Genomic DNA, 13637 nt, shown 5'->3' with positions numbered 1-13637 from the left:
GGCAGGAACCTCAGGCGTTCGCCATCGCCTCGCGGGCAGCCTTCTCGGCCTCACGCTTCTCGCGGCGAAGTGCCTTCGACTCCGGAGAGTTGCCGACCTTGTACGGGTCGGACGGCTTCTTGCCGAGCGCGGCCAGCTGGATCGCGACGCTGCCGATCTGCTTCGAGAGGCGGCCGGTGTTGTAGCGCAGCCCGTACTTCTCGACCAGACGGTGCACGTCCTTCGCGACCTCCGGGTAGCGGCGGGCCGGGATGTCGGGGAAGAGATGGTGCTCGATCTGGTACGACAGGTTGCCCGTCAGCACGTGGAAGACCGGGGTGCCGGTGATGTTGGCCGAGCCCAGGAGCTGGCGCAGGTACCACTGGCCGCGGGTCTCGTTGAGCGCGTCTTCCTCCCTGAAGGTCTCGACCTCCGCGGGGAAGTGGCCGCAGAAGATGATGATGAACGTCCAGATGTTGCGGATGATGTTGGCGACGACGTTGCCGCCCAGGACCGCGAGCGGCACCCACCACGAGGTGAACGGCACCAGCGCGACCGAGGCCAGCGGGAACGCGACGTAGTCCTTGACGACCTGGCGGCGGACCTTCTGCCAGGCGCGCTTCTTACGGGCCTTGAACTCGGACTTGCTCATGCGTCCGCCGAGGTACTCGTCCAGCTCGATGCCGTGGTACATCACACCCCACTCGAAGAAGAGCATCAGCATGGTCGCCAGCGGCAGGTTGAAGCGGTGGCTCGGGTACCACGGCTGCTCCTCGTCGATCCGGAACATGTTGTAGCCGATGTCCCGGTCCATGCCGTGGATGTTCGTGTACGTGTGGTGGATGTAGTTGTGGCCGTGCTTCCAGTCCTCAGCGGGCGCCACGTTGTCCCACTCATACTTCTTGCCGTCGACGACCGGATCGTTCATCCAGTCGTACTGGCCGTGCATCACGTTGTGCCCGATCTCCATGTTCTCGAGGATCTTGGAGATGCCGAGGCAGAGGATTCCGACGACGAACACCGGCGGGAAGAACGGCATGAAGATGCCGATCCGGCCGAGCACGTCGAAGATCCGCTGAGCCTTCATGACGCGCCGGATGTAGTTGGCGTCCTTCTGGCCGAGGTCGTCGAGGACCCGCTGGCGGACCGTATCGAGCTCCTGGCCGAACTCCTCGAGCTGCTCGTACGTCATGAGGTCGAGGCCGATCGTCGCGCGCGTGGTGGTGTCCTCGCCAACGAGCGGGACGGGCGCCTTGTTGTGGTTCGACGCGCTGAGCGGCTCGATCGGCGCGTGCTTCTTGCGGTAGTGGGACATGCTCTCCTCCGGTGATTGAGCTTGTTCGTCCTGAGCCTGTCGAAGGGTCGAAATCAGAGGGCGACGTTGACGTCGCCGACAGGGACTTGGACGCAGATCTTGATGGTCTCGTCGGTGCTGGCCGTGATCTCGCCGCTGATGACGTGGCGTACGGCGCCGTGGTTCTTCTTGAGGGCGCAGGTGTTGCAGACGCCCATGCGGCAGCCGTACGCGGGTTTCAGTCCCGCGGCTTCCGCCTGCTCGAGGATGGTCGTGCCGGAGTTGTCGGCGGCGATGCCGGAGTCCTCGAAGGTGAGGGTGCCGGTGGCGTCGGCGGCGGCGAGGTCGACGGTGGGGACCTTGAAGTACTCCATCCGCAGCTGGTCGGCGGCGTCCAGCTCGTCGTACGCGTCGCGAACCGTGGCGATGAGGCCGGCCGGGCCGCAGACGTACGACAGCGTGCTCGCGGCGTCGACGCCGAGGTGCTTGAGGTGCTCGACGGTGAAGCGGCCGGCGAGCTCGGCGCCCTCGACGGGCTCGCGGGTGTAGATGCGGACGACCGTCGCGAAGTCGAGCGAGGTGTCGAGCTCGTCGAGCTCGTCGGAGAACATCTCGTCGTCCCGGCTGCGGGCGTAGTGCAAGAACGTGACCCGGCCGCGATGGCCGGTGTCGCGCAGGGTGCGCAGCATCGACATCACCGGCGTGATGCCGCTGCCGCCGGACAGGAGCAGCAGGTCGTCGGGGACGCTGTCGGGGAGGACGAAGTCGCCGTCGGCCTGCGAGAGGTGGACGAGCGTGCGCGGGCAGAGCTCGTGGTGGAGGTACTGGGAGACGTAGCCGTCGGGGTGCGCCTTAACGGAGACGCTGAAGAGGCCGTCCTTGCGCTGTGTCGAGCTCGACACCGAGAACACCCGGACGCGGCGCTTGCCGTCGACCTCCACGCCGAACTCGACGTGCTGCCCGGGCTTGAAACCCCGCCACGTGCCATTGGGCCGCAGCACGACCGTGCTCGCGACACCGGTCTCGCGGATCACCTCGACGACGCGAGCGCGCACGTGGTGGACGGCCAGCATGGGGTGCACCTGGTCGAGGTAGTGGTCGACCGTGTGGGGGGAGGTGAAGGCGGCGACCGGTCGCGAGGCGAGTGCCTTGCGGACGATTCCCATGAACGCTCCGTACGGGTTGAGTGAACGTCTGTGCACCCACAACCTACGCAACCGTAGGTTGTGGGTGCAAGGCGGCACGACTGTGAGCCAGATCACTGTGCCCGTCAGGCTCGCCCCACCACCGGCGTCCTGTCGCACTACGCTGAACCGCATGGAGTCGCAGCCGTACGTCATCGTGCTCTTCGGGGCGACCGGGGACCTCGCACGCCGCAAGCTGCTCCCGGGGCTGCTCCACCTCTGGCAGGCTGGCCTGCTCCCGAACGCGCGGATCGTCGGCACCTCTCTCGACGAGATGGACCTCGACAAGTTCCGTACGCTCGCCCGTGACGCCGTCGATGAGTTCAGCAAGCCCTCGCCGACGGATGAGGCGTGGGCCGACTTCGCGGCCCTGCTGCGCTGGGCGCCCGGCGACGGTGGCGCGGACACGCTCGCGACGGTCGTCCACCGGGCGGAGGCCGAGGTCGGAGGGCAGCCGCAGCTCCTGCACTACCTGAGCGTGCCTCCCAAGGCGGCGCTGGCGGTCGTCCACGAGATCGACGAGGCGGGCCTGGCGGCACGCTCGCGGATCATCATGGAGAAGCCGTTCGGCACTGACCTGGCGTCGGCGCGTCGTCTCAACGCCGCCCTGCACGAGGTGTTCCGCGAGGACCAGATCTTCCGCATCGACCACTTCCTGGGCAAGGAAGCGGCGCAGAACATCCTCGCCTTCCGCTTCGCCAACGGACTCTTCGAGCCCATCTGGAACCGCAACCACATCGACCACGTCCAGATCGACGTGCCCGAGACCCTCGGCCTGGGCGGGCGCATCGGCTTCTACGAGCAGACGGGCGCCTACAAGGACATGGTCGTCACGCACCTCTTCCAGGTGCTGGGCTTCGTCGCGATGGAGCCGCCGACCGCGCTCGCCCCTTACGCGATCACGGAGGAGAAGAACAAAGTCTTCCGTTCGATGCTGCCGATCGAGCCCGCCGACGTCGTCCGCGGTCAGTACGCCGGTTACCGCGAGGAGCCCGACGTCTTCGACGACTCCGACACCGAGACGTTCATCGCGCTGCGCTGCTGGATCGACAACTGGCGGTGGGCCGGCGTGCCGTTCTACCTCCGTACGGGCAAGAAGCTCGCCGAGGGCGCGCGGATCATCTCGATCGCGTTCCGCGAGCCGCCGAAGAGCATGTTCCCCGAGGGGTCGGGCGTCGGCGCGCAGGGCCCGGACCACCTGACGTTCGACCTCGCTGATCGTGCCCGGCTGTCGCTGTCGTTCTACGGCAAGAAGCCCGGGCACGGGATGCGCATGGACAAGTACTCGATGCAGTTCTCGTTCCACGAGGATCCGGGCGCGGTGTCGGCGCTCGAGGCGTACGAGCGGCTGATCTACGACGCGATGCGCGGCGACCACACGCTGTTCACCACCGCCGACGGCATTGAGCGGCTGTGGGGCCTCTCGCAGCAGCTGCTCGACCACCCGCCGCCCGTACGGGTCTATCCGGCCGGGTCCTGGGGACCGAACGCGATCCACCAGCTGATCGCGCCGCACGCGTGGCGGTTGCCGTTCGAGCGGCCCTGGCGGGAGAAGAAGGTCTAACGGCGCCGGGTGCAGGATGGACCTCGTGCAGGTTCAGCTTCTCGGCCCGGTCACGGTCGTCCTCGACGGTGAGCGGGTCGATCTCGGGGGGCCGCGCAACCGCGCGCTCGTCGCCCGGCTCGCCCTCGCAGCGCCCCACCCGGTCGCGACGCAGGTCCTCGTCGACGACCTCTGGGGCGACACGCCTCCACGCCACGCGCACAACGCGCTGCAGTCCGTCGTCTCGCGCGCCCGGGCCCGGCTGCCGGAGGGCGCACTGGCCTCGAACGGGACGGGCTATCGCCTCGCCGTGGTCGCGGAGGACGTCGACGCCTACCGGTTCGATCGTCTCGCCCGTGCAGGGCGGGGGCGCGAGGCGCTGGCGGTGTGGACCGGGCGTGCGCTCGAAGGGCTCGAGGACGTGCCGTTCGCAGGCCCGGCGGCGGCCGCGCTCGAAGAGCGCAGGCTCGCCGTCCACGAGGAGAGTCTCGAGTCGGAGGTCACGAGCGGTCGGTACGACGCGGCGGGCGTCGTCGCCGAGCTGACGGCGCTCGTCGACGCCCACCCGTACCGGGAGCGGCTCTGGACGGCGCTCATGCGGGTGCTCGCCGCGACCGGCCGCACCGCCGACGCGCTCGCGGCGTACGAGCGGATGCGTACCGGTCTGGTCGACGACCTGGGGCTGGACCCGTCCCCTGCGGCACGGGAGCTCCATCGCGCCATGCTCGCCGGCGACGTCACCGGGCCTGCGCCGGCGGCGACCCGCGTACGGACGAACCTGCGGACCGCCTTGACCAGCTTCGTCGGACGTGACGCGGCTGTCGCCGAGCTCGCGCAGCTCGTTGCGTCGCACCGCCTCGTCACCCTCGTCGGGCCCGGGGGAGCCGGCAAGACCCGCCTCGCGGTCGAGACGGCGACAGGGATCGCCTCGGCCTACCCCGACGGCACCTGGATGGTCGAACTCGCCTCCGTGACCGATCCTGCCGACATCCTCGACGCCCTGGTCGGTGCGCTCGACCTCCGCGAGGTGGTCGTGCTCGACCGGCCGACCGAGCGGCGCGGTGACGACCGCACGCGTCTGGTCGAGGCGTTGGCGGGACGGCGCGTGGTGCTTGTCGCCGACAACTGCGAGCACCTCGTCGCGGACGTCGCTGTCATCGTGGAGGTCCTCCTCCAGGCGTTGCCGGAGCTGCGGGTGATCGCGACCAGCCGAGAGCCGCTCGACCTGCTGGGCGAGGTCGTGCTCCCGGTGGTCTCGCTCGACGTCCCCGGGGGCGAGTCCACTCCACGCGAGGCGCTGGAGCACAGCGCGGTCGACCTGTTCGTCCAGCGCGCGCAGGCGGCGTGCCCGGGGTTCGTGCTCGACGACGCGACGCTGCCGGCGGCGCTCGAGATCTGCCGACGCCTCGACGGGCAGCCGCTCGCGCTCGAGCTCGCTGCCGCCCGGCTGCGCAGCCTCACCGCGCCGCAGATCGCCGCAAGACTCGGCGACCGGTTCCGGCTGCTCACCGGCGGAAGCCGTACGGCACTGCCCCGGCACCGGACGTTGCGGGCGGTCGTCGAGTGGAGCTGGGACCTCCTCGACGAGGACGAGCGCAGGCTCGCCGAACGGCTTGCGGTCTTCCCTGCAGGCATCTCCGTCCCTGCCGCGGCCGCGATCGCCGGGACAGATGCGGCCAGCGCCCTCGACCTGCTCACGGCCCTCGCCGACAAGTCGCTCCTTACCCCCGTCGCGGACAACCTCGGCGAACCGCGGTTCCGGATGCTGGAGACGCTGCGGGAGTACGGCGCCGACCGCCTCGTGGAACGCGGCGTGGCCGACGGCGTCCGGCGTGACCACCTCGCGTACTTCCGCCGCCTCGCCCACGACCTGGAGCCGCAGCTGCGCCGGGCCGACCAGCTCGACGCGCTCGCGGTCCTCGACGACGAGCGCGGCAACCTCCTCACCGCGTTGGCGTACGCCGTCGACACCGGGGACGGCGAGTCTGCGGCCTGGCTCACGGCCGACCTCGCGTGGTACTTCTCGCTGCGCGGCCAGCACGACGAGATCGCCGAGCTCGCCGGTCGCGTGCTCGCGATGCACGGGACGTTGCCGGCCACGCCGGAGCTGGTGTGCGTGGCGATGCGTCTCGTCGCCGTGCTGGACGAGCCGGCGCCGACGAGCGACCGCGTCGCTCTGTCGGAGCGGATCGCTGAGCTGCGGCGCGACCCGGAGCTGGACCGCGAGTCGCCGACCATCACCCTCATCCTGCTCACGGACGATCTGTTCGCGCGGTTCGGGTCCGGTGCGGATGCGGGCAGGTGCGACGTGGGCGGCGTCGACCTGTCCGCAGGGCTCGAGCACCCGGACCCGTGGGTGCGCTCGGCCACGCGGTTTCTCAGGCTCGCCTGGCAGGACAATGCCGGCGCCGCCACCGCCGGTGACCACGACGACCTCGCCGACGCGCTCGACGGGTTCCGTGAGGTCGGCGACCGCTGGGGGCAGGCGATGGGGGAGTCCACCGTCGCTTCGGCGTACGAGCGTGCGGGACGCTTCGGCGACGCGCGAACTCACCTGCACGCGGCCGCCGCACTGATGAGTGCGCTCGGCGCGGACCGCGACGCGCTCCAGCTTCGGACGCGCCGAGCCGCCCTGTCGCTCATCCTCGCGCACGCGCCCGACGAGGTGGAAGCGCTCCGGCGCGAGCTGGAGGATGCCGCGCAGGAGGCGAGACGGGCGGGCTATCGCGACACCGAGCTGTACGCGCGCGTGGCTCAGGTGGAGCTCGAGCGCTGCGGCGGGGACCCTGAGACCGCGCGGCGCCTCGCGACCACGTTGGTCGCCCAGGTCGACGCCGTACCGTTCCAGGCCCCGCAGTTCCGCGCGATCGTCCTCAGCACCGCGGTGATCGCGGTCCTGCCGTACGACGAGGCTCTCTCACGCACGTGGCTCGGTCGCGCTGCCGCAGAAGCCCGGCGCTCGCACGACATGCCGATCGCTGCGATCGTGGCGACAGCGGCGGCGGTGCTCACCGCGCACGGCGGACGCCACGAGCTCGCCGCACGCCAGCTTGGTGCGGCGCGTCAGATCCGTGGCGCCGAGGACCTCGGCAACGTCACTGCGGCCAGGCTCGCCCCGGAGCTGATCGCCGCTCTCGGCCACGATCGTTACGAAGCGGCGTTCGCCGAGGGCGCCGCGCTCTCACGCGACGACGCCCTCGACCTCGCCCTGCCGGAGTGAGCCGAAGGACGCTCAGGCCTTGCGGCGGTAGGCCCGTACGGCCAACGGCGCGAACACGGCGGTGATCGCGACCGCCATCACGACCGTGATTGTGACGTCACCCGCCTCCGCGCCGCCGGTGAACAGACCTCGTACGGAGTCCGTCAGGTGGGTCACCGGGTTCAGGTCGACCCAGGCCTGGAGCCAGCTCGGCATCGTCTCGGGGTCGACGAACATGCTGGAGCCGAAGGTGAGCGGGAAGAGCACGAGGAACCCGATGCCCTGCACCGAGCCCGCCTCGCGCAGCACCATGCCGAGGAAGACCGCGATCCAGCACAGGGCCCAGGCGACGAGCAGCACGAGCGCGCAGCCGCCGAGGACGGACCATACGTTCGTGGTCGCCCGGTAGCCGATCGCGTACCCGAAGCCGAGGGTCACCGCGATCGACGTCGCGTACCGCACGCCCTCGGCCGCGACCGCGCCGACCAGCGGGGCGGCGCGGGGGATCGGCAGCGACCGGAAGCGGTCGAACACCCCCTCCTTGATGTCGGTGTTGAGGTTGACTCCGATCGAGACCGTGCTGAGGAGCACCGACTGCGCCATCAGGCCCGGCAGGACGAACTGGAGATAGTCCTGGGTCGACCCCGAGATCGCCCCTCCGAACAGGTAGACGAACACGACGATCATGAGGATCGGCTGGAACGTCACGTCGAAGAACTGCTCTGGCGTCCGGCGCATCTTCTTCAGCGCCCGCCCGGCCAGCGCTGCGCTGTGACGGACCAGCGGAAACGCCGCCGACTCCGTACGGGCAGGGACCGCGATGGGGGTGCTCATCGGACCAGCTCCTTGTCGTCAGAAGGGAGGACGGAGGTGTCGGGAGACGTGGACCTGCCGGTGAGGGCGAAGAAGACCTCGTCGAGGTCGGGGAGCGTGAGGGTGAGCTCGGTGACGGCGATGCCGCGCTCGTCGAGCGCGCGCACCACCGTGGTGAGCACGGCGTCGTCCTCCACCGGAACGCCGATCGTGCCGAGCTGCGGCTCGTCGACCGGGCGGTCGGCGACACGGTGCAGCAGGGCGGCCACCTCGGCGAGGCGGTCCGGGTCGGACGGGCGGACCTGGAGCGTCCGGCCGCCGACCAGCGCCTTGAGCTCGTGCGGCGTCCCCTCCGCTATCACGCGGCCGTGGTCGATGACGGAGATCCGGTCGGCGAGGGCGTCGGCCTCCTCGAGGTACTGGGTGGTCAGAAGGACCGTGGTTCCCGCCTCGGTGAGGCCTCGTACGACGTTCCACATGTCGTCGCGCTTGCTGGGGTCGAGGCCGGTCGTCGGTTCGTCGAGGAAGATCACCTGGGGCCTGCCGACAAGACTGGCCGCGAGATCGAGGCGGCGGCGCATGCCGCCCGAGTACGTCACGGCGCGGCGGTCGGCGGCGCCGGTGAGGCCGAACTGCTCGAGAAGCTCGGCGGCACGTCGTACGGCGCTGCGGCGGGGGAGATCGAGGAGACGCCCGACGAGCACGAGGTTCTCGCGGGCCGTCAAGGCCTGGTCCACCGAGGCGTACTGCCCGGTCAGACCGATCGCGCGGCGGACCTCGCCCGGCTGACGCGCCACGTCGTACCCGGCGACCGTCGCGTGCCCGCTGTCGGCGCGCAGCAGCGTCGCGAGGACGCGGACGGCCGTCGTCTTGCCGGCGCCGTTCGGTCCGAGTACGCCGAGAACGGTCCCCTCCGGGACAGTGAGGTCGACACCGTCAAGGGCCTGGGTGTCTCCGAAGCGCTTCGTGAGCCCTTCGGCATGGATGGCGTGATTCATGCCTCCACGGTGCGGGGAAGCGCTGTCAAGTCGCTGTCAGTCCGCGCACCACGTCGGGCGGCCCGGCGTGCGCCGATCAGGGCCAGCGGTCCTCGATCAGCCGGATCGCCTCGCTGCGGGCGAGGCCGAGGCGGCGCAGCTGAGCCACGTAGGCGTCGGCGGCCGTGCCCGCGGCCTCCGATGCGTCGGGGGTGAGCGTGCGGGACCGGATGAACGTCCCGCGGCGTCCGAGCGTCTCCACAACGCCCTCGGCCTCGAGCACGCGATATGCCTTTGCCACCGTGTTGACTGCCAGGCCGAGAGTGTCCGCGAGCGCGCGTACGGTCGGGATGCGGGCCCCAGGGCCCAGCGTGCCGTCGGCGGCCTGGGCCGCGACCTGTCGCCGGACCTGCTCGTACGGCGGTTCGGTGGCGTCGTGGTCGACCACGATCTGCATACGCGATGCAGGGTCGACGGTGGTACTCACGTCTGGCTCCCTCTGGGTGGCGAACTACCCGCACCCCCAGAATAGTTCGGACCTGGTCTCCACAGGTGATGAACGGCCTCCGCCGATGTCCGAGGGCACCCGTAGGCTGGGACCCGATGAGCCTCTCGTTCCCCGTGCCCCCCGACCGGATGCCGTCCGAGCGACGCTCTGGCGACCTCCGTACGTCCCATGCCTTCTCCGACACCGGAGGAGGCGGCGGTCACGACCGCCCGAGCGACGAGGAGATCGAGGCGCGCCGCCAGGCTGACGCCGATCGCCTGCTGGCCGGGCTCAACGAGCCCCAGCGCGCGGCGGTGACCCATACCGGTGGGCCCCTGCTGGTCGTCGCCGGCGCAGGCTCGGGCAAGACCCGCGTGCTCACCCGCCGTATCGCGTGGATGATCTCCCAGCACCGCGTGCATCCCGGCTCGATCCTCGCGATCACCTTCACCAACAAGGCCGCAGCCGAGATGCGCAAGCGCGTCGAGGAGTACGTCGGCGGGCGCTCGAGGCTGATGTGGGTGAGCACGTTCCACTCCGCATGCGTGCGGATCCTCCGCAAGGAGGCCCAGCGCCTCGGCTACACGTCGACCTTCACGATCTACGACGCCGCCGACTCAAAGCGGCTGATGACGCAGGTGTGCCGAGACCTCGAGCTCGACCCCAAGCGCTTCCCGCCGCGTGGCGTCCTCAACTGGGTCTCGAACTTCAAGAACGAGCTCGTCGACCACGAGCAGGCCGCCTCCAAGGCGCACAACGACACCGAACGGGCGTATGCGCGGGCCTACACGGCCTACCAGGAGCGACTGCGGGCCTCCAACGCGATGGACTTCGACGACCTGATCATGACGACGGTCCACCTGTTCCAGGCGTTCCCCGACGTCGCCGACGTCTATCGGCGCCGGTTCCGGCACGTGCTGGTCGACGAGTACCAGGACACCAACCACGCCCAGTACGTCCTGATTCGCGAGCTGTGCACCGAGCCTGATACCGATCTTCTCGTCGTCGGTGACTCCGACCAGTCGATCTATGCGTTCCGCGGGGCCAACATCCGCAACATCCTCGAGTTCGAGGCCGACTTCCCGACGGCGACGACGATCCTGCTCGAGCAGAACTACCGCTCGACCCAGTCGATCCTCGACGCGGCCAACTCCGTCATCGCGCGCAACGAAGGCCGCAAGAAGAAGAATCTCTGGTCAGCCCAGGGCAAGGGCGAGCTGATCGTCGGCTACGTCGCGGACGACGAGCACGCCGAGGCGCAGTTCGTCGCCGACGAGGTCGACCGCCTGACCGACGAGGGTCTCGCGAAGCCCGGCGAGGTCGCCGTGTTCTACCGGACCAACGCGCAGTCGCGTGTGTTCGAGGAGGTGTTCATCCGCGTCGGCATGCCCTACCGCGTCGTCGGGGGCGTGCGCTTCTACGAGCGCAAGGAGGTCAAGGACGCGATCGCCTACCTGAGGGCCCTCGTCAACCCGGCTGATGCCGTGTCGCTGCGCCGCATCCTCAACACTCCCAAGCGTGGCATCGGCGAGCGGGCCGAGGCCGTCGTCGGTGCGTATGCCGATCGTCTGCGGATCACCTTCTGGGAGGCGTTGCAGCGGGCCGAGGAGGCGCCCGGCATCGCGACCCGCTCGTTGAAGCAGATCAACGCCTTCGTCGAGACCATGAAGGGGCTGCAGGAGCTGGCGGCCTCGGGCGAACCCGTCGACGCCGTGCTCGAGGCGACGCTCGCACGGTCGGGCTACCTCGACGAGCTCGAGAACAGCACCGATCCGCAGGACGAGGCCCGCGTCGAGAACCTCTCTGAGCTCGTGGCCGTCGCGCGCGAGTTCGTCTCGGACGCGGCCACGCTGGCCGACGCGCCGATCGAGACCGAGGACGAGCCCCTCGACGACGAGGTGCTCGCCCCGGGATCGGTGGCGGCCTTCCTCGAGCGCGTAGCGCTGGTCGCGGACGCCGACTCGATCCCCGACTCGGGCGAGGGCATGGTCACGCTCATGACCCTGCACTCGGCCAAGGGCCTGGAGTTCCCCGTCGTCTTCCTCACCGGTCTCGAGGAGTCCGTCTTCCCGCACATGCGATCGATGGGCGACCCCAAGGAGATGGAGGAGGAGCGCCGGATCGCGTACGTCGGTCTCACCCGCGCCGAGGAGCGCCTCTACGTGACACGCGCCCTCGTACGCTCCGCGTGGGGCGCCCCGTCCCACAACCCACCGTCGCGGTTCCTCGACGAGATTCCTGCCGAGCTCGTCGACTGGAAGCGCACCGAGTCCGACACGACGACCTGGTCGGGTGGCTACCTGCCTCGCCGGACCACGACGCCGATCCGCGCCGCCAGCGCTGCTCGGGCGAGCAAGGAGAAGCGTGACGTCCCGAGCCTGGCGCCCGGCGACCGTGTCTCGCACGACGCCTTCGGTCTGGGCACGGTGGTCGCGCTCGAGGGGGCCGGCGACCGCGCGGTGGCCTCGGTCGACTTCGGGTCGGAGGGCGTGAAGCGCCTGCTGCTGCGCTACGCGCCGGTCGAAAAGATCTAACCTTCCCGGGTCACTTTCTGGCGCCCCCGGGTCGCTGTCGGGCGCTGCCGGGTCGGTGTCTGGCGCCAGACGGCTCGCCGCACCCGCAGAGAGTGACCCGGCACCCGCAGGGAGTGACCCGGCACCCGCAGGGAGTGACCCGGCACCCGCAGGGAGTGACCCGGCACCCGCAGGGAGTGACCCGGCACCCGCAGGGAGTGACCCGGCACCCGCAGGGAGTGACCCGGCACCCGCAGGGAGTGACCCGGCACCCGCAGGGAGTGACCCGGGGTCAGGGGTTGACGTTGTGCGCGCGGAGCGAGGCCAGCGGGTCGATGGGCGATCCGCCGGCCGGGCGCACCTCGAGGTGGAGGTGGGGGCCCGTCGTGTTGCCGGTGGAGCCGACGTAGCCGATCACGGTGCCCGGATCGACCTTGGTGCCGGAGCTGACCTTGACCGACGACTGGTGGCAGTACCAGATCTCCGTACCGTCCTCGAGCGTCAGCACGGTCTTGTTGCCGTACGCGCCGTCGTACCCGGTGCTCGTGATCGTGCCGCGTGCCACCGCGACGAGCGGTGTGCCGGACGGCGCGGCGAAGTCGAGCCCGGTGTGGACGGTGGACCACAGCGAGCTGGACTGGCCGAAGCGTGCTGTCAGGCGGTAGCCGGTGAGCGGGAGAACCCACTGGTTCTTCTTGATCTGCTGCGAGCGTGCCTCGGTCCGGTCGGCGAGCGCCGCAAGCGAGGCGGAGAGCTGAGCGGCCTGCTGCTCGGCCTGCTTGTCGAGGAGTGCGCGGTCGAAGTCGCGGGTGACGTCGACGTTGTTGGGGTCGTACCTCTTGGCGGACGAGCCGCTCACGTCGGCGGAGAGCGCCTGGAAGTCGGCGGTCTCCATCACAGGCGGCTTGGCCGACGAGACCGCGACCGCGCCGATGCCGGCGATGACGAGCGCTGCGGCGCCGATGAGGGCAGGAGTCGGGAGGCGACGGGACTTGCCGGTGCGGGCCCGCGACGAACGAGACCCGGGAGGGGTCGCGCGACGGGCGCTGCGCATCTCACCGGAGCGACGCTCAGTGACGGTCGTGTGGTCGCTGACCGCGTCGATCTGCGCGGTGGCGTCGCCCGGGATCGGGGGGAGCTCGGCCACGCGCTTGCCGCGGGTCGGCGGAGGCGGGCCGGCAGGGGACGAGCTGGGGGACGCGGTACGAGGGGCGCTCTCACGTGGGGCGCTCGCCATCGTCTTGGCGGCGGGCCGGGCGGCGCGGCGGCCACCGGCGGATCGCGACGGTGTCGCGGACGAAGCAGGGGGGTGGGGCGTGGACTGCTGGGCGGAGGACGGGGCCGGAGCCGGGGCTGCTTCCGCCGGGGGAAGGGCGGTCAGCGGTCGGCTGACCTCGGTATGCGCGGCGACCTCGGTGTGGACCGCGGTGATCTCGGTCCGGATCAGCGTCGTCTCGGCCGGTGAGGGCGGGAGGGGCGTCGGAGTGATCTGAGGTGACCGCGTCGCTTCACCTGTCGGTGGGGCGGTCTTGCCGGCGACCCTGCGGCCGGGCGAGCTCGATGCCGTGCCAGCGCTGGAGTCTGACGATCGCGAGCCGCCCTTCTTGGGCTTCTCGGCGCGGCGCTTGGGGGCGGGGCGCGACGTCAC

General features: G+C 70.4%; 9 protein-coding genes. 3 read left to right on the top strand and 6 right to left on the bottom strand.

What is annotated here, in order from left to right; all coding sequences use genetic code 11:
* Nucleotides 1–10 precede the first annotated feature (10 nt).
* Both H4N58_RS16105 and H4N58_RS16100 read right to left on the bottom strand, forming a co-directional pair.
* Complete coding sequence (locus tag H4N58_RS16105; RefSeq protein ID WP_167005465.1) at nucleotides 11–1294, bottom strand: fatty acid desaturase; 1284 nt, start codon at nucleotides 1292–1294, stop codon at nucleotides 11–13.
* Between the two features lie 53 nt (nucleotides 1295–1347).
* Nucleotides 1348–2475, bottom strand: coding sequence for a ferredoxin reductase (locus tag H4N58_RS16100; RefSeq protein WP_208322432.1), 1128 nt, complete (start codon nucleotides 2473–2475; stop codon nucleotides 1348–1350).
* A gap of 115 nt (nucleotides 2476–2590) precedes the next feature.
* Between H4N58_RS16100 and zwf the strand changes: the two genes are divergently transcribed.
* Nucleotides 2591–4021 (top strand): glucose-6-phosphate dehydrogenase, encoded by a 1431-nt coding sequence (gene zwf / locus H4N58_RS16095; protein ID WP_167005463.1) that lies wholly within the window; start codon nucleotides 2591–2593, stop codon nucleotides 4019–4021.
* 25 nt (nucleotides 4022–4046) lie between these two features.
* A complete protein-coding gene (locus H4N58_RS16090) occupies nucleotides 4047–7220 on the top strand; it encodes a BTAD domain-containing putative transcriptional regulator (RefSeq protein ID WP_167005460.1) in 3174 nt (1057 codons plus the stop codon).
* Between the two features lie 12 nt (nucleotides 7221–7232).
* Here H4N58_RS16090 and H4N58_RS16085 read toward each other — a convergent pair whose 3' ends face one another.
* The 3 genes from H4N58_RS16085 to H4N58_RS16075 all read right to left on the bottom strand — a co-directional run bounded on the left by H4N58_RS16085 (nucleotide 7233) and on the right by H4N58_RS16075 (nucleotide 9476).
* Complete coding sequence (locus H4N58_RS16085; RefSeq protein ID WP_167005457.1) at nucleotides 7233–8033, bottom strand: ABC transporter permease; 801 nt, start codon at nucleotides 8031–8033, stop codon at nucleotides 7233–7235.
* Entirely contained in the window at nucleotides 8030–9010 is a 981-nt protein-coding gene (locus H4N58_RS16080; protein WP_167251659.1) for an ATP-binding cassette domain-containing protein, read from the bottom strand. Before H4N58_RS16080 ends, H4N58_RS16085 begins: the two co-directional genes overlap by 4 nt.
* A gap of 76 nt (nucleotides 9011–9086) precedes the next feature.
* On the bottom strand, nucleotides 9087–9476 hold the full coding sequence (locus tag H4N58_RS16075; RefSeq protein ID WP_243843026.1) for a GntR family transcriptional regulator: 390 nt from the start codon (nucleotides 9474–9476) through the stop codon (nucleotides 9087–9089).
* A 116-nt stretch (nucleotides 9477–9592) separates the two neighbouring features.
* Between H4N58_RS16075 and pcrA the strand changes: the two genes are divergently transcribed.
* Nucleotides 9593–12010: a DNA helicase PcrA gene (pcrA, locus tag H4N58_RS16070; protein ID WP_167251660.1), complete on the top strand. Its 2418-nt coding sequence runs from the start codon at nucleotides 9593–9595 to the stop codon at nucleotides 12008–12010.
* Between the two features lie 271 nt (nucleotides 12011–12281).
* Here the strand turns inward: pcrA and H4N58_RS16065 are convergent, their stop codons facing one another.
* The gene (locus tag H4N58_RS16065) at nucleotides 12282–13637 is read right to left on the bottom strand and encodes a M23 family metallopeptidase (RefSeq protein WP_208322940.1); all 1356 of its coding nucleotides are present in this window, start codon (nucleotides 13635–13637) and stop codon (nucleotides 12282–12284) included.

The sequence above is a fragment of the Mumia sp. ZJ1417 genome, from assembly GCF_014127285.1.
Taxonomy (GTDB): domain Bacteria; phylum Actinomycetota; class Actinomycetes; order Propionibacteriales; family Nocardioidaceae; genus Mumia.
This window is presented reverse-complemented; position numbering and strand designations above follow the sequence as displayed.